General features: G+C 40.9%; 23 protein-coding genes and 1 other annotated feature (1 of these 24 only partly in view). Of the genes, 8 read left to right on the top strand and 15 right to left on the bottom strand.

The window, feature by feature from the left end; translation table 11 throughout:
- Positions 1-31 (top strand) — a binding site (T-box leader); it begins 201 nt to the left of the window's first position.
- A 47-nt stretch (positions 32-78) separates the two neighbouring features.
- Positions 79-1,080 carry a tryptophan--tRNA ligase gene (gene trpS / locus FZC88_RS01395; protein WP_148993393.1) on the top strand — a complete coding sequence of 334 codons (1,002 nt, stop codon included), beginning with the start codon at positions 79-81 and terminating at the stop codon, positions 1,078-1,080.
- 129 nt (positions 1,081-1,209) lie between these two features.
- Here trpS and FZC88_RS01390 read toward each other — a convergent pair whose 3' ends face one another.
- The 5 genes from FZC88_RS01390 to FZC88_RS01370 form a co-directional block, all read right to left on the bottom strand.
- On the bottom strand, positions 1,210-1,959 hold the full coding sequence (locus FZC88_RS01390) for a YjbA family protein (protein ID WP_148993392.1): 750 nt from the start codon (positions 1,957-1,959) through the stop codon (positions 1,210-1,212).
- An 84-nt stretch (positions 1,960-2,043) separates the two neighbouring features.
- Positions 2,044-2,253 carry a YuzI family membrane protein gene (locus FZC88_RS24785; protein WP_430313385.1) on the bottom strand — a complete coding sequence of 70 codons (210 nt, stop codon included), beginning with the start codon at positions 2,251-2,253 and terminating at the stop codon, positions 2,044-2,046.
- Between the two features lie 165 nt (positions 2,254-2,418).
- Positions 2,419-3,186: a DUF2268 domain-containing putative Zn-dependent protease gene (locus FZC88_RS01380; RefSeq protein ID WP_187443476.1), complete on the bottom strand. Its 768-nt coding sequence runs from the start codon at positions 3,184-3,186 to the stop codon at positions 2,419-2,421.
- Positions 3,187-3,283: 97 nt separating this feature from the next.
- Positions 3,284-4,528 carry a beta-ketoacyl-ACP synthase II gene (fabF, locus tag FZC88_RS01375; protein WP_148993390.1) on the bottom strand — a complete coding sequence of 415 codons (1,245 nt, stop codon included), beginning with the start codon at positions 4,526-4,528 and terminating at the stop codon, positions 3,284-3,286.
- Between the two features lie 44 nt (positions 4,529-4,572).
- Positions 4,573-5,505, bottom strand: coding sequence for a beta-ketoacyl-ACP synthase III (locus FZC88_RS01370; protein ID WP_148993389.1), 933 nt, complete (start codon positions 5,503-5,505; stop codon positions 4,573-4,575).
- 202 nt (positions 5,506-5,707) lie between these two features.
- Here FZC88_RS01370 and FZC88_RS01365 point away from each other — a divergent pair, with 202 nt between their 5' ends.
- Entirely contained in the window at positions 5,708-5,923 is a 216-nt protein-coding gene (locus tag FZC88_RS01365; protein ID WP_148993388.1) for a hypothetical protein, read from the top strand.
- Positions 5,924-5,969: 46 nt separating this feature from the next.
- Here the strand turns inward: FZC88_RS01365 and FZC88_RS01360 are convergent, their stop codons facing one another.
- From FZC88_RS01360 to FZC88_RS01345, 4 genes are all read right to left on the bottom strand, one after another.
- Positions 5,970-6,158, bottom strand: a complete 189-nt coding sequence (locus tag FZC88_RS01360; protein ID WP_148968454.1) for a ComZ family protein — start codon at positions 6,156-6,158, stop codon at positions 5,970-5,972.
- Positions 6,155-7,123: a BMP family ABC transporter substrate-binding protein gene (locus FZC88_RS01355; protein WP_148993387.1), complete on the bottom strand. Its 969-nt coding sequence runs from the start codon at positions 7,121-7,123 to the stop codon at positions 6,155-6,157. The genes FZC88_RS01360 and FZC88_RS01355 overlap by 4 nt, the downstream gene beginning before the upstream one ends.
- 114 nt (positions 7,124-7,237) lie before the next feature.
- Positions 7,238-7,954, bottom strand: coding sequence for a hypothetical protein (locus FZC88_RS01350; protein ID WP_148993386.1), 717 nt, complete (start codon positions 7,952-7,954; stop codon positions 7,238-7,240).
- A gap of 22 nt (positions 7,955-7,976) precedes the next feature.
- Entirely contained in the window at positions 7,977-8,720 is a 744-nt protein-coding gene (locus FZC88_RS01345; protein WP_148993385.1) for a hydrolase, read from the bottom strand.
- 271 nt (positions 8,721-8,991) lie between these two features.
- Here FZC88_RS01345 and FZC88_RS01340 point away from each other — a divergent pair, with 271 nt between their 5' ends.
- Positions 8,992-9,174: a DUF2929 family protein gene (locus FZC88_RS01340; protein WP_148968450.1), complete on the top strand. Its 183-nt coding sequence runs from the start codon at positions 8,992-8,994 to the stop codon at positions 9,172-9,174.
- 28 nt (positions 9,175-9,202) lie between these two features.
- On the opposite strand, the gene clpB is transcribed toward FZC88_RS01340, so the two are convergent.
- Both clpB and FZC88_RS01330 read right to left on the bottom strand, forming a co-directional pair.
- Positions 9,203-11,803: an ATP-dependent chaperone ClpB gene (gene clpB / locus FZC88_RS01335; RefSeq protein WP_148993384.1), complete on the bottom strand. Its 2,601-nt coding sequence runs from the start codon at positions 11,801-11,803 to the stop codon at positions 9,203-9,205.
- A 156-nt stretch (positions 11,804-11,959) separates the two neighbouring features.
- Complete coding sequence (locus tag FZC88_RS01330; RefSeq protein ID WP_113969938.1) at positions 11,960-12,139, bottom strand: YjzC family protein; 180 nt, start codon at positions 12,137-12,139, stop codon at positions 11,960-11,962.
- A 204-nt stretch (positions 12,140-12,343) separates the two neighbouring features.
- Here FZC88_RS01330 and FZC88_RS01325 point away from each other — a divergent pair, with 204 nt between their 5' ends.
- Positions 12,344-13,153 (top strand): undecaprenyl-diphosphate phosphatase, encoded by an 810-nt coding sequence (locus FZC88_RS01325; protein ID WP_148993383.1) that lies wholly within the window; start codon positions 12,344-12,346, stop codon positions 13,151-13,153.
- Positions 13,154-13,225: 72 nt separating this feature from the next.
- Positions 13,226-13,918 (top strand): Crp/Fnr family transcriptional regulator, encoded by a 693-nt coding sequence (locus FZC88_RS01320; protein WP_148993382.1) that lies wholly within the window; start codon positions 13,226-13,228, stop codon positions 13,916-13,918.
- 487 nt (positions 13,919-14,405) lie between these two features.
- Here FZC88_RS01320 and FZC88_RS01315 read toward each other — a convergent pair whose 3' ends face one another.
- Together FZC88_RS01315 and FZC88_RS01310 are read right to left on the bottom strand one after the other, a co-directional pair.
- Positions 14,406-14,714, bottom strand: coding sequence for a metal-sulfur cluster assembly factor (locus FZC88_RS01315; RefSeq protein WP_044337705.1), 309 nt, complete (start codon positions 14,712-14,714; stop codon positions 14,406-14,408).
- Between the two features lie 84 nt (positions 14,715-14,798).
- Entirely contained in the window at positions 14,799-15,572 is a 774-nt protein-coding gene (locus FZC88_RS01310; protein ID WP_148993381.1) for a prolyl oligopeptidase family serine peptidase, read from the bottom strand.
- Positions 15,573-15,756: 184 nt separating this feature from the next.
- Between FZC88_RS01310 and FZC88_RS01305 the strand changes: the two genes are divergently transcribed.
- The 3 genes from FZC88_RS01305 (at position 15,757) to FZC88_RS01300 (ending at position 17,028) form a co-directional block, all read left to right on the top strand.
- On the top strand, positions 15,757-16,572 hold the full coding sequence (locus FZC88_RS01305; protein WP_148993380.1) for a Cof-type HAD-IIB family hydrolase: 816 nt from the start codon (positions 15,757-15,759) through the stop codon (positions 16,570-16,572).
- A gap of 115 nt (positions 16,573-16,687) precedes the next feature.
- The gene (locus FZC88_RS23805; RefSeq protein WP_187443328.1) at positions 16,688-16,837 is read left to right on the top strand and encodes a hypothetical protein; all 150 of its coding nucleotides are present in this window, start codon (positions 16,688-16,690) and stop codon (positions 16,835-16,837) included.
- The gene (locus FZC88_RS01300; protein WP_148993379.1) at positions 16,837-17,028 is read left to right on the top strand and encodes a DUF3813 domain-containing protein; all 192 of its coding nucleotides are present in this window, start codon (positions 16,837-16,839) and stop codon (positions 17,026-17,028) included. Before FZC88_RS23805 ends, FZC88_RS01300 begins: the two co-directional genes overlap by 1 nt.
- 42 nt (positions 17,029-17,070) lie before the next feature.
- On the opposite strand, the gene FZC88_RS01295 is transcribed toward FZC88_RS01300, so the two are convergent.
- Positions 17,071-17,808 (bottom strand): BsuPI-related putative proteinase inhibitor, encoded by a 738-nt coding sequence (locus tag FZC88_RS01295; RefSeq protein WP_148993378.1) that lies wholly within the window; start codon positions 17,806-17,808, stop codon positions 17,071-17,073.
- A gap of 54 nt (positions 17,809-17,862) precedes the next feature.
- The gene (locus tag FZC88_RS01290; protein ID WP_148993377.1) at positions 17,863-18,717 is read right to left on the bottom strand and encodes a YitT family protein; all 855 of its coding nucleotides are present in this window, start codon (positions 18,715-18,717) and stop codon (positions 17,863-17,865) included.
- Between the last annotated feature and the right edge of the window lie 99 nt (positions 18,718-18,816).

Below are 18,816 nucleotides of genomic sequence, written 5' to 3'. Positions count from 1 at the left end.
CACCGCGGAAATCATCCCATTCGTCCCTATCTTCAATAGGACGGGTGGGTTTTTATTTTGTGTAAAACAGGAGGAAATATGATGCAAACAATCTTTAGCGGCATTCAACCGAGCGGTACGATTACGCTTGGGAATTACATCGGGGCCATGAAGCAGTTCACTGAGCTGCAGGAAGAATACAATTGTTATTTCTGTGTAGTGGATCAACATGCAATCACGGTAGCGCAGGATAAAATGACGCTTCGCAAAAACATTCGCAGTCTTGCTGCGCTTTATATTGCATGTGGTATCGACCCTGAAAAATCAACATTATTCATTCAATCGGAGGTTCCGGCTCATGCACAGGCAGGATGGATCTTGCAATGTGTGACGTATATTGGTGAACTTGAAAGAATGACACAATTCAAAGATAAATCACATGGGAAAGAAGCCGTTTCTGCAGGCTTGTTGACTTACCCACCATTAATGGCAGCCGATATTCTTCTATATGGTACAGATTTAGTCCCTGTGGGAGAAGATCAGAAACAGCATTTGGAATTAACGAGAAATCTTGCAGAGCGCTTTAATAATAAATACAACAACATCTTTACGGTTCCTGAAGTCCGGATTCCTAAAGTCGGAGCCCGTGTTATGTCCCTTCAGGATCCTTTGAAGAAAATGAGTAAGTCCGATGTTAACCAGAAATCATTTATTACACTCCTCGACGATCCGAAGCAGATTGAAAAGAAAATCAAAAGTGCTGTTACGGATTCAGAAGGAATCGTTAAATACGATAAAGAAAACAAACCAGGAGTATCAAATCTCCTATCCATCTATTCGATTCTTGAAGGCAGTTCAATAGAAAAACTTGAACAAAGGTATCAAGGTAAGGGCTATGGAGACTTTAAAGGAGACTTAGCTCAAGTGGTCGTCAACGCCTTTAAGCCCGTGCAGGACCGGTACTATGAATTGATTGATTCTGAAGAACTGGATGATATACTCGATCGCGGGGCAGAAAAAGCTAATTTTGCAGCAAACAAAATGCTGAAGAAAATGGAAAAGGCCATGGGACTCGGGCGTAAAGAGAGAAAGAGAAAATAGCAATGTTGCTCAGAGCTTGCAGTATGAGGCTCTGGGCTTTTTTATTGGGACCGATTACCATCCCCTCCCTCCTTTACTCTATACAAAAAACCCCAAGCCCGTCATAGACTTGGGGTTTTCATCCACCCATCAATTTACCTTAGGACGATTCTCCACTTCCCACAGTTTTTCGAAGAAGGGTTGTCCCTTGATTAAGTTCTCGCATAGGGTCAGGTGCTTGTCCGACCAGCCAAACTGCGTTTCTTCGTATAACATTTGCCAAATTTCCTCAAAGTCCAATTCCTGGATGGTCCGGTATCGCTGTGGAGCCCATTCAGTGTACCAGTAGCGGATTTCAGCCGTGTTGTTTGAGCTGTGAAGCTGATCCAGCGCCATAAATAATAATTGTTTCAACTGCCTTTCTTTTCTTGTCAGTCCACTCATCATATAAGGACTTGGTGAGAGAATGTGATAGGAATCCTCTCTCTTTACCTCAGGCTGAATGGAATATTGCACCGTTTCATGACTTTCCACCATTTCATAGACGAGCTGTTCCTGTCTTGGGATGAGCCTACTTTTTCTGATTGGAACGGTATACCCAATCGTATCCACTGCGAGTATTCCTGTCCCATCTGTGACAATGAAGCAATAGTCCAGTTGAATTCGTTCATGGTTTTTTCGCAAGTAAGCTTTTTGATAGACATTATTAAGCAGTTGTTGAGGTAACTCTGATAAATCATTCTCGATGTAATGAAATAGAACAGTGTCCACTTTAATGAGAGGAACTTGATCCAATAACTCAATAACGTCCTCTTTTCTCCATTCGTGAAAATGACAGACATTGTAGCCATTTTCTTCGCCTTCGAACCAATTTACCCATACATCATGAAGATATAACATGATTGACCCCTCGCTTTGCTACAATCTTATTTGTCAATCAGTATAGGCAAATCGGTGTAAATTTATTCCTATTCAACAAGGGTTTTATAGATAGTGATTATTTTTCCTTCGAGGGATATAGATCGAGAGCGTGATGATAAGAATCCCTAGGAGAAATAAATAGCATTCGACTCGGGTGGATACGAAAAGAATATAGTCTGAAAAAGTCATTCCCGTGGTGAGAAGGTTTAAATAAATAATTAAACTCACTCCTCCCGAAACAGCCAGTCCAAACCCGATAAATAATACAAACATTCGAAACACCATACCTTCCGCCTCTATCCTCGCATTTAGAGATTTAGCTCGTCCATTCTTACTATAGTTTATGAGGGTAGATGGAAGATATGACGAAATTAGGCTCCTAATTTCATCCCTGTCTGGTATTTTAGAAAATACCTGATGATCTGATAATCCATTCTTCTATGGTAAGAAAGTTGATGATGCTTTTCCTATTAGGGCAATGGTAGATGCATCATTCTTCTTCAAATAATTTTCAACCAGGTAATAACCAGCAGCATAACCCAGCATGTTAGGATATGATTTCTTACCAAGGAGTAAGTGATCGTGAAGGGGACTGCTTCTTGTTACATCCAAATTAGGCTGAATCCATTTCTCGAAATAACGTGACATTTCTTTTTCTTCATATGCTTTTGTCCAGGAAGCTGAGTATTTATCTCCACAGTACTCTTTAACGGCATGTTCTGCCAGTCCTTCAAAAATGATTGAATCCAATAAGGTATATTGTATGTTTTTTTTGTTTAGTAATTTCATTCTGACACAGTGATGGTATTCATGAACGAAGAGAGCTTCGTACTCTTTCGTATCATCCTGTTCTGTAATAAAAAAGAAAATCTCGTCTTTAAAGCATACACCTGACTTTTTCATTGACGATTGGAACATGCCTCTCTTTTCCTGCACGGGGAATAAGTATATCGGAACATTTGGACCATTCCATTTTCGTTTATACTTTTTTTCATAAAGGGAAAAACGTTCCCATATGTTTTGTTCTTTCATCTTTTCGAAAATATCTTCGGCATGATGTGATGATTTGTACATTCCATGCCTCATGAGGTATTGATAAAATGATTTTTGATCGTCTTTTCCGTTAATTGTATTCTTTAAAAGCTCTAAAGGCTTATGAATGGAGTCTTCAAGCCACCCATCAGTAGGAGCAACGGTCACCTTCATCCCTCTTTCCCGGCTTTTTATCATGTATATGTAAAGGGAGGAGGGTTCACAACAAAAAACGAGCCTGCTAACGCGTGTTAGCAGGCTCGTTCATATATTAGTTGCTATATTTTTTAAAGACGATCGTAGCATTATGGCCACCGAAACCTAATGAGTTACTCATCGCCACATTCACTTCCTGTTTTCTAGCTTCGTTCGCTACATAATCAAGATCACAATCTGGATCTGGTGTTTCTATATTGATTGTCGGAGGCAACACGCTGTCTTTCATCGCGAGTACTGTGAAAATCGCTTCCACTCCTCCTGCTGCTCCCAGAAGATGACCTGTCATGGATTTCGTTGAGCTCATGGCTAATTTATAGGCATGCTCCCCGAATACTTCTTTTACTGCCATCGTTTCGTATTTGTCATTATAAGGGGTGCTTGTTCCGTGAGCATTGATGTAATCCATTTGCTCAGGAAGGACTCCACCGTCTTCCAAAGCCATTTTCATTGCTCTCGCTCCACCTTCTCCAGCCGGTGCAGGAGCTGTGATATGATACGCATCCCCCGTACAACCATAGCCTACGATTTCAGCATAGATCGGCGCTCCGCGTTTCAGTGCATGCTCAAGTTCTTCCAGAACAATCACACCTGCTCCTTCTCCCATGACAAATCCGTCACGGTTTGCATCGAATGGTCTTGAAGCTTTTTCAGGATCTGTATTGGTCGATAAAGCTGTGTTTGCACAGAAGCCCGCTACTGACATCTTTGTAATCGGTGCTTCTGCCCCACCTGAAACCATGACATCCGCATCTCCCCGCTGGATGACTTTAAATGCATCTCCAATCGAATTCGTCCCTGTCGCACATGCAGTGACTGTACAGGAGTTAAAGCCCTTTGCTCCCAGCATGATGGAAACTTGTCCAGCAGCCATATCAGGAATGATCATTGGAACGAAGAACGGACTTACTCTGCGATACCCCCGCTTTTGGAAGGTTTCATACTGCTGTTCGAATGTTTCCATCCCACCGATACCCGAACCGATCCACACACCGACACGGTGAGCATTTTCGTCTGTAATGGCGAGCTTGGAATCTTTGACAGCCATTAACGATGCTGCAATCGCATAATGAGTGAAGCGATCCATCTTTCTCGCTTCCTTTTTCTCGACACCGAAATCCTCGATATTGAAATCTTTCAATTCAGCTGCCACTTTGGCTGGATAATCGTCTGCATTTAAGCGCGTTAACGGACCTACACCCGTTTTCCCTGCTAAAATATTTGCCCACGTTGATTCAACATCATTACCTAACGGGGTAACACTTCCCAATCCTGTTACAACAACACGTTTCTTGTTCATTTATTCCATCTCCTTTGTCTGCAAGTTATAGAAGAGAGTTCTATTTATTTGCCCCAGCGCATGATAATGGCGCCCCAGGTTAAACCGCCGCCGAATCCTACCATGACGACTACATCGTTTTCTTTCACTCTTCCTGCTTCTAAATCTTCCACTAAAGAAACAGGGATAGAAGCTGCTGAAGTATTACCGTATTTATTTACAGTTTTAGACATCTTTTCAATCGGCAATTCCAATCGTTGCCTTGCCGCTTCCATAATACGGATATTGGCTTGGTGCGGAATTAAGAAATCAACATCTTCTTTCTTTAATCCTGCTTTTTCAATCACGTTCACACTCGATTCACCCATTTGACGAACGGCAAATTTAAAAACTTCGCGTCCATTCATGATGATGTTTTCTTCCTGGTACAAGTGCTTTGCACCCGATCCGTCTGCACCTAATTCAAAGGCAAGTATTCCTTTGCCATCCGGAACTGGCCCAAGTACGGCAGCACCTGCTGCGTCCCCGAACAGTACAGCTGTATTCCGGTCATCCCAATCCGTGACTTTGGATAACTTTTCAACTCCTACAACGAGTACATGCTTATACGCACCATTGTCGATAAACTGCTTTGCCGTAATCATACCATACATAAATCCGGCACATGCCGCACTTACATCCATCGCCGCCGCTCTTTTTGCTCCTAATCTTTCTTGAAGTAAGCAAGCTACAGATGGGAATGGTCTATCAGGGGTGACCGTAGCCACAAGGATCAGATCAATTTCCTCTGCTGTAATATCTGCATCAGCAATGGCCGATTTTGCTGCTTCAAACGCCATGTCTGATGTGTCTGTTTCATTATCTGCTATTCTTCGTTCTTCAATGCCCGTTCTCGTACGAATCCATTCGTCAGATGTATCCACCATTTTCTCAAGATCCGCATTGGTTACGATTTTCTCAGGAAGGTAACGCCCAATTCCAATAATTCCTGTATTCATACCGGCATTCCCTACTTTCTTATTTTATATTTTTTTCTTTTATACTTAAGTTTATTATCAATTGTTATGACTTGGTACTAATTTTATCGAAGATTTCTACTTTCTGCAATTATTTTTTCTTTTCCCTTTCTTCTACGCGTTTGACTATACTCGTACAACCCTCCTTTTCATAGGTTACATAGTAGGTAGAGGGGGTGAGAATATGTCTGAAGAAAAGAAGCTGCATCCATTTGATAGGATGATGTACGGAGGAAGGACCCGTAAAAAAGAAGAGGCTCCTTCTCAGGAGAAGCGTGAAGGCAGCAATGAAGAAGGATCATTACTCGATGGCATTCATTCCATGATGAATTCCATCGATGACTTAAAACCACTCTATAAGAAAATCAGTCCATTATTAAAGCAATGGAATATAAAATAAAAAAAACGGTTCATTGAAAAATTCAATGAACCGTTTTACTGTACACTTACTCTTTATGTAAGGCATCTTGTTTGCCTAATTCATAGGCTTCACTCATGACTTGTGTAAAGAGCGTCATGAATGGTTGCAGCATTTCGGGAGTGAACTCAACACCCGCTTGATCCAGTTGCTCTTTTGCTTGTGGGAAGTACTTCATGGCAATCTGCATGAATTCCATCGTTTTGTCTTGATTCATTGCTTCGATTCCTTTCCGTTCGGCAATTTGCCTGTTTCGATGTAGGTTTGAACATGTTGCTTCATCTCAGATTGAAAATCTTCTGGAATGACGGGACTATATTTACCCATGGAAATGACTCCGTCTTCAAAATCAAATTCGAGGTTTCCAGAATCGAGTTCGTCATTCGCGAATCTTTCCGCAACGACGCTATACAGCTTATCTGCATGCTGCACAGTACTCGTTAAAACCGTGGATTCCCCTAAATCAGATTGATCCGAGACATAGCCAATGGCATAGAGACCCTTTTCCTTCAGCTTTTCAATTACAGCTACATTATAGCCGTCACCTGCAGGATATACAACATCGACCCGTTGATTCATTAATCCCTCCAACTTTTCGAAGGCGATATCTTGATCATTCCAGTGATTGGTGTACTCGACAATGAGCTCCGTTTCACTATGTTGGTATTTGACTCCATCTATAAACCCTTGAACCTCGGGTTGCCATTCAAAAGCAGCAATCACCCCGACTATATTCGTATTGGATTGATAAGCTGCTGTCATGCCTCCGAAGAAGCCCATTGCATAGCCCTTAAATTGTAGACTTGTTGTATTCTCCTCTGTGGCATTCCCATTGAAGCTTACAAAATGCATGTTGGGATAATCACCGGAAAGGGTATTAAATATCCCGGAATATTCACTACCGTGGCCAAACACTAAGGTAACATTATCATCACTATACTCTTTTACCGCTTGTTTAATTGATGTATCATTCTTTATGCTCTCTTTATAGAAAACGTCTGCATTGTAATCGGATTGAATTTTCAATAATCCTTTGTAACCTTTCGTTCCCCATACTCCATCGTTTACGGTTTCCGGAACCAGTAAACCAACTTTTTCTATTTCAGCGCTGTCTCCTGTTGAACAACCACTTATTCCAATAAGTAATACAATCATGAAAATGGTGTAAAATTTCTTACTCATGTGCAGCAACTCCTTTAAAGCCCGTGCAGCATCTATAAAAAAGAATCAATAGCAAATTATTACATCATATTTATTTTACCCTCATCCCTATCCACAAGGAAAGAGAAAGTTTTCTTATTCCTGAATTTCATGCAAATGAATGCCTCTTAATTGTTCTTTTATGACCGATTCATGAGACTTGGTCGGCTTGACAATAAGCTCTTTTCCATTTGGTTCAGCATCCATTCTGACGGGAGTAAAAGACTTCTTCGTTACATACGATAAGGCTTCATTCCAGCTTTGATTTGAGAGTGCTTTCACCTTATATATTTCTTCTGTATTGGATGAATGCTTGATTATAGAACGGGCAGCGTCCTTTACATAGATCGCTCCACTTGGATCATCAATGTATGGAGAGTCACCATCTTCTCCATTTAATAGTTGAGCGAACAGAAATTCTGCCGGCTGGTGAATTCCGTACAGAGTCGGAAGGTAGAATACGGTTCCTTCTTTGCATTTTTGATCTCTGTCCATATTGGAATAAATTCGAATGATCGATAGGGGTTGTTCAATTTTTGACAACAGCCCTTCTACTTCTGACAAATAACTTACTTTATCTTCTCTTACCTGATCATAGAATGGAAGGAACACGCTGCATCCTGATTGTACTTCCTTATCCCAGTCTTCATAAGGAACATATTGAATGTTTGAGTTCCTTCCAATTCCTAACCACTTATCCTCTGTTTCTTTGGCTTCATCCACTGCCGTTACGGTCCATCCATTCTCAAGAAGGGCATCACAAAGCTCAAATCCCAAAAACTGTTGAGCGGCAAAAACGAATGCATGATTCAAGTCAATCACTCCAATGTGTTTGTTATAACTCTTTCTCATGTAAAGAAAAGTATGAAGCAAACTTCCTTCCCAGAGAAGCACGTTTTTCTGGGAGTACAAAGAACAAATCCGTTGATGTACCTTTTTCTAAACGCTCCGTATATATATCTTTTATGAGAGTGAATTGATTTTTATAACGATTAAGAGTCGTTGATTGAACAATGTAAAGGGGAATCGAGATGTTTTTAAATACTTCGTAGTCCTTCGATTGTTGACTGATGAAGGATTCGCACTCCTCCTCTTTCAATCGAAACGTGTGTGAGAGTTCTTTTATTACCTTTTTATAAAAGAATTTCTGTTCCTTCTCTTGTTCCAGATGGTCATATAAAGACACGCAAGGCGCAAGCATAACTGCACTTCTAATGTCCTGCTCCATTTTAGGATAGAGGTTTTTCAATACTAAAGCCCCCATTCCTTCAGCCAATATATGAATCTTTCCATTAATGATCTCATTTCGTTTCACATGCTGATAAAGTCGTTTGGCTAACTGCACGGCTTGATTGCTACCCCAATTCGCTCCGTAAAGATTACTATAATACACAATGTATCCTTTGGCGGTCAGTTCTTGAATCCATCTGTAGCGTGCCTCATGTTGAACCCAAAAGCTGCTCTTATCGTCTACATAATGATGGGAATCTCCTATTACCATTACAGCGAATCCATTTGGGCGTTCAGGATAATGAATCATGCACCACTCTTGCTCTAATTGAAACAATCGCTGATACATTAGAATTTCTCCTTTTACATAGTAAGTCATTATAGTTTATGTAAGGAGACAACATTGGTAAGGGAGATAGCCCAAAGAACCTTTGATATTTGCAAATTTAGTTAAAAAACAGAGTATCCCTAAAGATTTTTACCGGTATATGATAAGGTTTACATTTCACAGATTAGTCATTTATTAATTTATGAACCTGTGGTAAGATAAAAAAGATTGAAATTGGTTAGAACACTCTAATAATCTATTAGTTGATTACATAGGAATGAGGTGACTTGACGTGAGATTTTTCTGGATGTTTTTCTGGGCATTTGCTCTGACTGAAATGTTAACTTACGTTGTAAGTTCAATGAATGGAACTGCTTTTCACTTTGAAACAGGATTGATTATATCGGTTTGTGTAACCGTATTAGTATTCCTTATCACGCTTGTTATTCCAAACGAGCCAGTTGAAAAGCACTAAAAGAAGCAGCCTAATCCGGCTGCTTTTTTTATTTATCCTTCATGATCGATAAACCATTTTCCCCTATGTCGATGATGATGGTTTCGTTTGATCTGATATTTCCTGCTATCAGTTCTCTTGCCAGTTTGGTCTCGACTTCTCTCTGCAAGTACCTTTTTAAAGGGCGTGCACCATAAACCGGATCATAAGCGGACTGTGCTATAAATTCTTTTGCATTATCCGTTAATGACAATGAGATATGCTGTTCTTCCACTCGTTTTTGCAAATCTTCCACCAGCTTATCGATGATCCCTTTTATATTCTCAATGCTCAATGGCTTAAAGAGAATAATGTCGTCGACCCTGTTTAGGAACTCCGGTCTGAAAGAGGAACGAAGCTGGCTCATGACCAGGTTCTTCGTTTCCGGATCAATTTCCTCTTCCCCCTTATTTCGTTCGAGAAGATGCGATGATCCGATGTTAGAGGTCATAATGATCACCGTGTTCTTACAATCAACCGTCCTTCCTTGAGAATCGGTTATCCTCCCATCATCGAGCATTTGCAGAAGAATATTGAATACTTCCGGATGAGCTTTTTCAATTTCATCAAGCAGGATAACCGAATATGGTTTTCGTCTAATGGCTTCTGTAAGCTGACCGCCTTCTTCATATCCTACATATCCCGGAGGTGCACCGATCAAACGTGAAACGGCATGCTTCTCCATATATTCCGACATATCAATTCGGATTATCTGCTCCTCACTATCAAACAACGTATGAGCAAGCGTCTTCCCAAGCTCTGTCTTTCCTACTCCCGTAGGACCTAGGAAAATGAATGAACCTATCGGACGATTAGGATCTTTAATCCCTGCTCTCGCCCGTATAACAGCGTCACTCACTAATTGAACAGCCTCATCCTGCCCGATCACCCTTTCATGCAGTGTGCGATCAAGTTTCAACAGCTTCTCTCGTTCACCTTCTACAAGCTTAGTGACCGGAATCCCTGTCCATCTTGCTACAATATTTGCCACTTCTTCCTCCGTCACTTCTTCACGCAGCAAGCGTCCTTCCTGCTCTTTCATCATCTCCTGCTCAACTGAAACAAGTTCTTTTTCCATAGCGGGAATCCTGCCGTGACGAAGTTCAGCAGCTTTATTCAGATCATAATCACTTTCTGCTTCTTCAAGTAAGCGCCTGAGCTTCTCCAGTTCTTCCCGCTTCTCCTGTACGACCCTGATGCTTTCTTTCTCCTGTTGCCATTTTAACTTCATCCTATTCGCTTTTTCCTTCAGATTACTTAAATCTTCACGGATTCGATCCAAGCGTTCAAGACTGGCAGGATCCTTTTCCTTATTTAAAGCTGCTTCTTCAATTTCCAGCTGCATCACTTTACGCGTCACTTCATCCAATTCTGATGGCATTGAGTCAATTTCAGTCCGGATCATCGCACATGCCTCATCGATTAAGTCTATTGCTTTGTCCGGCAAGAAACGGTCGGATATATAGCGATCGGAAAGTCTTGAAGCTGCTACAATGGCGCGGTCATGAATATTTACTCCATGATGAATTTCGAATCGTTCCTTTAAGCCTCTTAGAATAGATATCGTATCTTCCACATTTGGTTCCTGAACGAGTACCTGCTGAAAACGTCTTTCCAGAGCCGGATCCTTTTCAATGTACTTGCGGTATTCATTGAGAGTGGTAGCACCTATGCAATGAAGTTCTCCCCTCGCAAGCATAGGCTTTAGGATATTTCCCGCATCCATGGCTCCTTCCGTTTTCCCTGCTCCAACAATCGTATGGAGCTCATCAATGAACAGAAGAATGCGTCCCTCACTCTTTTTCACTTCCTGCAATACAGCCTTCAAGCGTTCCTCAAATTCACCCCTGAACTTGGCACCTGCAACTAAAGAGCTCATATCTAATTCGAAAATGGTTTTATCCTTCAAGCCTTCCGGGACATCTTTGCTGACTATCCGCTGTGCAAGTCCTTCAACGATGGCTGTTTTTCCGACTCCAGGCTCTCCTATAAGGACAGGATTATTTTTCGTTTTACGGGAAAGGATCCGAATCACGTGGCGGATTTCACTGTCCCTGCCTATGACTGGATCTATTCTTCCCGATTTCACCTCCGCAACAAGATCCCTTCCATACCTCTTCAACGCTTCATATTTCACTTCAGGATTCTGTGTCGTCACCTTGCTCCCTCCTCTGATCTTTACAATGATCTCCTTTAATGCCTTTTCTGTTACATTATGGTTTGTTAAGTATGTCGTAATCGGGTGGTTCTTTTGCTGGAATAATCCAAGTGCCAGATGTTCGATCGAGATATAGTCATCTTCCCATTTAGTCTTTAATGAATCACTATCTTGCATGAGCTGATGGATATCCCTTGCGAAAAATCGGCCATACTGCAGCCCATCTCCCTCTACAGAAGGGATATTGTTTAACTTGGTATCAACCCACTTCTTTAAGTCCTCTGCTTCTACTCCTGCACGTTCATAGATCGTACGGAGAAAACTGTCTTCTGAACCGAGGAGTGATTTCCATAAATGAAAAAGGCTGATATCTGTATGTAGCTTTTCTTTTGCGGTCTCTCCCGCCAAAACCAAACCTTCTTGAATGCTTTGAGTCATATTATCAAAATTCATCGTGTTTCACCTCGTATTTTGACCTTTATTGACCTTTTCTTCTATTATATATCTTCCGGTGGAAAAAGGAAAAGAAAAGGAACAAGGAGTACCTCTGAGAGTCACCATCATTGATAAGGTGAGCTGTCGACACGGCATCCTTGTTCCTTTATGGGGTTAAGGTTTTCTCATATACGTCCATAGACGATTATGGTTGGAGTTTTCAGGAAATCGATCCCCCGCATTTAACCGTAGTTTCTGCGGATTTTTCACCATACTTCCTGTTTCACCAATTTCGATATATTCTCCATTATTAGGTGCTTTTTCCCCAGCTTTGAACTGTCGTGACTGGCCCATTCTTACCCCTCCTTTTCGAAGCGATGCTTCCTTACTATTTTTCTACAAGGACGAGCATTCATGCATGCCAGATGAAGGATATCAGAATGCTTTATATGATAAACAAGTTACGGTTCGGTTAACATTTGGAAAAAGGCTTTACAGTCTTTCCCTTTATGGTGTTAAATTAAAAACTGTGGAGAAAAAAAGGTTGGAGGAAACACAATGGATTTTTATCTGATTATGAAATACTTATTTTTAGGGATTTTTCAAGGATTTACTGAACCAATCCCGATTTCATCGAGTGGACATTTACTATTAGCCCAGCATTTCCTTGGAATCAATGATGCTACCCTAACATTTGAAATGCTGGTTAATACGGCTTCATTAGTGGCTGTACTCATTATTTACCGTGAAGATATCATGCGCCTGATCGTCAATGGCTTAGGCTATTTCAAACATAAAACACCTGAAACGAAACGTGATTTTCATTTCATTGTTTACTTATTGATTGGTACGATCCCTGCCGGTGTGATCGGTGTATTATTCGGTGACGTGATAGAGGACCATTTAACATTTGTAATCACAGTAGGAATTACGCTTATTATTACAGGTATTGCTCTATGGTTGATCCGTAACCTTCGAGGAAGAAAAAATGATGGCGACTTAAATGTGAAAGACGCTATCATTATCGGACTTGCACAGGCAGTAGCCCTTATTCCTGGAATCAGTCGTTCAGGTGCAACCATTGTTGCGGCAATGGCAAGCGGGATGAAAGCTGAAACGGCTTTACGTTTCTCTTTCCTGCTCTATATTCCAGTAAGTGTCGGGGTTATGGTATTCGGCATAAGTGATTTGATTAAGGATCCAAACCTTGCTTCAATGGCCATTCCTTACTTAGTCGCGTTCATTGCGTCACTTATTGCTTCATACTTCTCATTAAAGTGGTTCATGAATATTATGGCTAAAGGAAACCTGAAATATTTTGCCATTTACTGTGCCGTTGTCGGAGCTGCTGTATTATTTTTCTCTTAAATTCCTTCTATCTGTCTGTTTCCTTTGGTAAGCTTTAAGTATAAGACATTACGATGGAAATGATGTGATCCCATGAGTGAAAATCTAGGAGTTCCTTCCGGGATTAAACAATTATTTTTCGAGAAAAATAAGGTAAAAACCGTAAAGAAAGGAACTTTCCTGTTTCAAGAAGGGAAACCTGCTCACGAGTTATACTTAATCAAAAGCGGTCGGATTCAGATCAGCAAGGTGATTCCTGATGGCAGGGAGTTGTCATTACGCATATGTTCAAGTGACGATGTGATCGGGGAGTTAACGTTATTTACGAAAGAAGCTTACTATATGCTCAGTGCAAAGATCCTTGAAAATACAGAGACCTATGTACTCCCCAAAGAAGTCTTTGAAGAAAAGCTTTCGGGTGATAACAGCCTCACCATCCAATGGTTAAAATGGATTCAAATACAAAATCAGCAAAATCAAACGAAGTTTCGTGACCTCGTTCTTCATGGAAAAAAAGGTGCACTCTATTCTACACTGATCCGTATGTCCAACAGCTATGGAAAACCCGTTGAAAATGGCATACTGATTGATTTTCCGTTAACCAATCAGGAGTTGGCCAATTTCTGTGGTTCCTCCAGGGAAGTCGTGAATCGGTTACTGAGTGAATTGAAGAAAGAAAATGTCCTGGTATGGGAAAAAGGATATATCACGATACTTGATTTGAATTTTCTCAAAGATGAAATCGATTGTGAGAACTGTCCGGTTTCGATATGTAGGATTGATTGATGAAAAAGCTGGGAATGCAGTATTGGATACTGTGTTTTCGGCTTTTTTTGTTTTGAGGGGTTTTGTGGGTCGGTGGTTTGGAGTTTGGGTTTATTTTATCGACCGTCATTAGGATTTATCGACTTTTATTTGATTTTATCGGCCGTTATTCAAATTTATCAACCGATATTTCATTTTATCAACCGTATTTTCAATATATCGACCGTTCTCCAAAAAACGACAAATTTCGCCTTCGAATTTCTACTTTCCTATACGAACGGAAATCCCCACTCTCACAAAAAAATCCCATAAGGCAAAGAACGCCTTATGGGGTTTTCCTATTGTGCATGTCGGGCCAAACCAGCCGCCTCCGCTTTTCTTCTTGTCCAGCTCCGGCGGCTAGACCCTCGAGGTCATAAGTCAAGCCTGCCAAAAAGGCAAAAAACGCCTTTCCGGCAGGCTCGCCTTATGCTTGTCGGGTCTGACCAAGCCGCCTCCGCTTTTCGTGTTACCTAATCCCCAATGCAATTTTAGCATAGCGGGACATGTTGTCTTTGCTCCATGGCGGATTCCAGACGATGTCTACTTCTGTTTCCTTGACTTCAGGGATGTCACTTAGGGCTGTTTTCACTTGATCGACGATGGTACCAGCCAGCGGGCATCCCATTGAGGTAAGTGTCATAGTAACCGTTGCTTTACCTTCTTCATCCAGATCTACATCATATACCAGACCTAAATTGACAATGTCTATTCCTAATTCAGGGTCAACCACTTGTTCCAGTGCACCCATCAAATTATCTTTAAGATCCTGATCCATGTTAACACTCCTTTACAATATGTGCTTGTTTCATATCTATATTCAGTACTCATCTTAACAAATAAACAGGCGTAAGACAAAAGGTTAGGCTGATAAATGCTTCTCGAACCACTCAACAAGCTTTAACACGCCTTCTCTCGTTACTTTATGATCGGCTTTATCATCTTCTATAAATAACAGGTTATCTTCCTGGGATTCATAGTATGGCAGGATGCTTTGGTAGAATTCGTGTGTCAGGTTGAATGGAACGACTTTGTCCCTTTTTCCGTGCCAGAACATCAATGGTCTGCCGCTGAGTTTTTCAGGCTGAAGACTTAAGTCATAATGAGCCAGTTCACTTAACATGTTTTCTATTTCTTCTTCGCTGAATGGAAGTTCATATCCTAATGATTCAACTTGGGACAACTGGGCTTGAGCAAACTTCACATATGTAGGATTCCCCATAAGCGAGACGGCAGAAGAGATCCAATCATATTGAGTCAACGCTCCAAGTGTGACGATACCACCCATTGAGGTACCTGCAACTCCGACACCATTACGGGCGAGCAATCCTTTTTCTTCAAAATGACTTTTCATAATTGATAATTCATGAATCGTATTTAAGACGATTTTCCAGAATACTTGTCCTAATTGATGTTCTGATTTGCCTGTCGACCGTTCTCCATGCTCTAAACAATCGGGAAGAATCACTCTAAATCCTTTTTCAGCAAGATAATAGGCGTAATGTAAATTATGCTCCTTGGCACTTGTAAACCCGTGGATAAAAAAGCATACCGGGACTTGCTTATCTATATACTCTTCTTTTACAAGGTGAAGAAATGGAATGTTTTGAATGGTTGATTTGTCAACTAATATCATGTGTGGTCTCTCCCTCCTGAATGCATTTCACTTTACTATGATATCCTAGATTTGGTAGTATGTATAATATTTAATTCGTAAGCGTTTGTAAACATTTTTTAAATGATATGAAGCTGCGGTAGACAAAATTCAATGTCTGGCGCTACAATTGCCTTAATACCAATAAGATTGGGGATTTGTATTCATGAACGCACAAGAAAAACATTTGATTGTTCTGGATTTAGACGGAACACTATTAACGGATGAGAAGAAAATCTCATCAAAAACTCACGATATTATAAAAAAAGCACGCATGAAAGGACACGAGGTGATGATTGCCACAGGCAGGCCTTATCGTGCAAGTGAATTGTATTATCAACAATTAAAGCTATCTACTCCGATAGTGAATTTCAACGGTGCATTCGTGCATCATCCTAATGACGATTCATGGGGATTGTATCACGAGCCAATGGATTTAAAGGTGGCGAAACAAATCATCGATGCATGTGACGATTTTAAATACCGCAACATTGTTGCCGAAGTGATGGATGATGTGTATCTGCACTATCATGATGAAAAGATCATAGATGTATTCATGATGGGTAATCCAGCGATCTCAACTGGAGACATCCGAAATGTACTTTCTGATCATCCTACCTCCATGCTCATTCACGCTGAAGAAGAAGATGTTCCGGAAATTCGTGCACACCTGGATGATGTTCATGCAGAATTGATTGACCACCGCCGCTGGGCTGCACCGTGGCACATCATCGAAATCGTTAAGTCAGGATTGAATAAAGCTGTCGGAATTGAACGAGTTGCTTCATCTTTAAATATTCCGCAGGAACGGATCATTGCATTCGGAGATGAAGATAACGATCTTGAAATGCTTGAATATGCAGGCACTGGAGTTGCCATGGGGAATGCCATTGATCCCCTTAAAGATATTGCCAATGAAGTGACATTTTCGAATGAAGACGACGGGATCGGACGCTACCTGCAAAAACGTTTTAATCTTTAATCCATAAACGTTTTTGGAAGCTGTGGATATATCTTCTTACTGTAATCCACCACCGCTTTAGCCATACTAAAAAGGAGCGCATCATGCGTTCCAACTTGCAAAAGGGGTGGTAGTGATGGGTAGAAATAAATCGAAACGATTTGTACAACAAGGTAAAATCGCTGTAACAAAACATGATGAACGTATTCCGTACCATCTGACGTATGCTGAGGCAGAAGCTAAAAAGCTTGCTTCACATGGCGAAGGGCTAGGGGGAATGGAGTAATGAGTAATCCATTATTCCAACAGGCCCGTAACGCGGTTCATTCTGCCCAACAAGCATGCAGTACGGGAGAAAACGCTCAATTGTCCATTGATAAAGCGAAAAACGCGTTGTCATCTGCTTACGCTAACTCAAATGTCGAAGAACAAAAGCAGCTTCATGCTCTTCAAGATGAGTTAAACCGCCTGTCATAATGAAAAAACGAGGGTTGTCCAAAATGGACAACCCTCGTTTTTTCATGGAATGGAGATGACATATCTGTGAAGAATCTTCCCATCCCCTTTATCCCTTTCATAAAGACTTATAAAGACCTTCTCAGCACTGCCTGATAGCTCAGGGAGAATGATAGAAAAATCAGTCCAGTTTGGTGCTTCTTTATTAACCTTGAATAATGTTTCTTTTAGAAGCACTCTATGTCCGTCCTCCACAGAATAATAAAAACTGCCATCTGATACCCGGGCTTGTCCATTGATGGAAACACGCCCTTTCACCTCAAGTACCTTTACACCTCTAAAGGACGGGTTTTCATCCGGAACCGTGAATGAATCCTCAGCCCGCAAAGGATGATCAAATCCACTCATGTCCTCTCCCATCAGCAGTGCTTCAATCGTATATTGCCCTTTTGCGACACGCTTTCCTTCATGCTTATAATCCCATGTTTCTTTCCAAATCTTCGTTTCACCCTTTTTCAACGTAAGGGTTTGAAACGCCTGAAGAAACGATTTCCCCTGACTGTACCGATAGACTACTTTGCCCTCTTTGTTTTTAATTGTAAAGTCAAACATCTGACTAGTAGGGAAAGTGATCTTTTTATCCCCTTCACTATTATTATAAATAACGAGCCTGATCTGAGATCCTTCTTCCCCCGGATAAGATTGTACAGAAAAGATCAGAGGTGCCTTCTCTGCTTTCATTGGAGAAGGTACACTAATGAGCATGAAAGAACTAATAAGTATATAAACAAATGCCTTCAAGGTGATACCCCTTTCTATTCAAGTTCACCTCTAGTATTTGTTAATATTAAGAATCTAATCTTTTCTAAAAAATCCGAATATCCCAGTCGTTTGCACGATATTGGTAAATGCGTTGGGATCTACATCTTTAATGGTATGTTCAAGCTCGTAAAGTTCATAGCGCGAAATGACAATGATCAGCATTTCCTTATCTTCACCGGAAAAAGCTCCTTTTGCAGGCAGAGTGGTGATACCCCTGACAAGCTTTGAATGTATGGCTTCTCTTAATTCACTGGATTTCTTTGTCACAATCATTGCTGTGAGTTTTTCATGGCGTGTATGGATGGAATCAATGACACGTGTTGAAGCATACAACGTTACTAACGTATACAATGCTTTTTCCCACCCGTAAAGAAATCCTGCAGAAGTAATGATGACCGCATTCATCAGGAAGAAATAGGACCCGACAGGCTTATCTTTCATTCTGGAAAGAATCATGGCGATAATGTCCATCCCACCCGTAGATGCACCCCATTTTAACGTGATTCCAACTCCCACCGCGGCAATGACCCCGCCAAAGACGGCGTTTAGAAGAATATCAGGTGATAATTTAATCACAGGGATCACTTCCAGGAATAAGGACGTCAGAAATACAGAAATGAAGCTATACACAGTAAAGGAACGGCCAACTTTAAGCCACCCGAGTATGGTCACAGGAATATTTAAAATAAATAATAAAATACCTGTAGATATGTTGAATGGTGCAAATTCTTTTAACACACTGGACAATAACTGAGCCAATCCTGTAAAACCACTTGCATAAACATTTGCCGGTATCAGGAAAAAATTCATCGCAATGGCACCCAGTACTGCCCCTATTAACACTACGAAAAACTTCTTCGCTTCTAACTGAACATGATCTCTCGACATTGACAGACCTCCCACATCTAGTTGTTATTTTCTATGTTCCACAATACATCTTAACTAAACTCATCTCGATATTCATCCTTTAAGAAGATAATGATACTT

Origin of the sequence: Rossellomorea aquimaris (assembly GCF_008180865.1) — a bacterium.
Classification (GTDB): domain Bacteria; phylum Bacillota; class Bacilli; order Bacillales; family Bacillaceae_B; genus Rossellomorea; species Rossellomorea yichunensis.
This window is presented reverse-complemented; position numbering and strand designations above follow the sequence as displayed.

Excerpts from the sequence above, each read along its gene's own strand:
- FZC88_RS24785 (WP_430313385.1), bottom strand. The coding sequence starts at position 2,253 with ATGTTTGTATTATTTATCGGGTTTGGACTGGCTGTTTCGGGAGGAGTG.
- FZC88_RS01345 (WP_148993385.1), bottom strand. The coding sequence starts at position 8,720 with ATGTATCAGCGATTGTTTCAATTAGAGCAAGAGTGGTGCATGATTCAT.
- FZC88_RS01310 (WP_148993381.1), bottom strand. The coding sequence starts at position 15,572 with ATGATATTAGTTGACAAATCAACCATTCAAAACATTCCATTTCTTCAC.
- FZC88_RS01300 (WP_148993379.1), top strand. The coding sequence starts at position 16,837 with ATGAGTAATCCATTATTCCAACAGGCCCGTAACGCGGTTCATTCTGCC.
- FZC88_RS01380 (WP_187443476.1), bottom strand. The coding sequence starts at position 3,186 with ATGAAGGTGACCGTTGCTCCTACTGATGGGTGGCTTGAAGACTCCATT.
- FZC88_RS01370 (WP_148993389.1), bottom strand. The coding sequence starts at position 5,505 with ATGAATACAGGAATTATTGGAATTGGGCGTTACCTTCCTGAGAAAATC.
- FZC88_RS01390 (WP_148993392.1), bottom strand. The coding sequence starts at position 1,959 with ATGTTATATCTTCATGATGTATGGGTAAATTGGTTCGAAGGCGAAGAA.
- FZC88_RS01325 (WP_148993383.1), top strand. The coding sequence starts at position 12,344 with ATGGATTTTTATCTGATTATGAAATACTTATTTTTAGGGATTTTTCAA.
- FZC88_RS01320 (WP_148993382.1), top strand. The coding sequence starts at position 13,226 with ATGAGTGAAAATCTAGGAGTTCCTTCCGGGATTAAACAATTATTTTTC.
- FZC88_RS01330 (WP_113969938.1), bottom strand. The coding sequence starts at position 12,139 with ATGGGCCAGTCACGACAGTTCAAAGCTGGGGAAAAAGCACCTAATAAT.
- trpS (WP_148993393.1), top strand. The coding sequence starts at position 79 with ATGATGCAAACAATCTTTAGCGGCATTCAACCGAGCGGTACGATTACG.
- FZC88_RS01305 (WP_148993380.1), top strand. The coding sequence starts at position 15,757 with ATGAACGCACAAGAAAAACATTTGATTGTTCTGGATTTAGACGGAACA.
- FZC88_RS01365 (WP_148993388.1), top strand. The coding sequence starts at position 5,708 with ATGTCTGAAGAAAAGAAGCTGCATCCATTTGATAGGATGATGTACGGA.
- FZC88_RS23805 (WP_187443328.1), top strand. The coding sequence starts at position 16,688 with ATGGGTAGAAATAAATCGAAACGATTTGTACAACAAGGTAAAATCGCT.
- clpB (WP_148993384.1), bottom strand. The coding sequence starts at position 11,803 with ATGAATTTTGATAATATGACTCAAAGCATTCAAGAAGGTTTGGTTTTG.
- FZC88_RS01315 (WP_044337705.1), bottom strand. The coding sequence starts at position 14,714 with ATGGATCAGGATCTTAAAGATAATTTGATGGGTGCACTGGAACAAGTG.
- FZC88_RS01360 (WP_148968454.1), bottom strand. The coding sequence starts at position 6,158 with ATGAATCAAGACAAAACGATGGAATTCATGCAGATTGCCATGAAGTAC.
- fabF (WP_148993390.1), bottom strand. The coding sequence starts at position 4,528 with ATGAACAAGAAACGTGTTGTTGTAACAGGATTGGGAAGTGTTACCCCG.
- FZC88_RS01290 (WP_148993377.1), bottom strand. The coding sequence starts at position 18,717 with ATGTCGAGAGATCATGTTCAGTTAGAAGCGAAGAAGTTTTTCGTAGTG.
- FZC88_RS01355 (WP_148993387.1), bottom strand. The coding sequence starts at position 7,123 with ATGAGTAAGAAATTTTACACCATTTTCATGATTGTATTACTTATTGGA.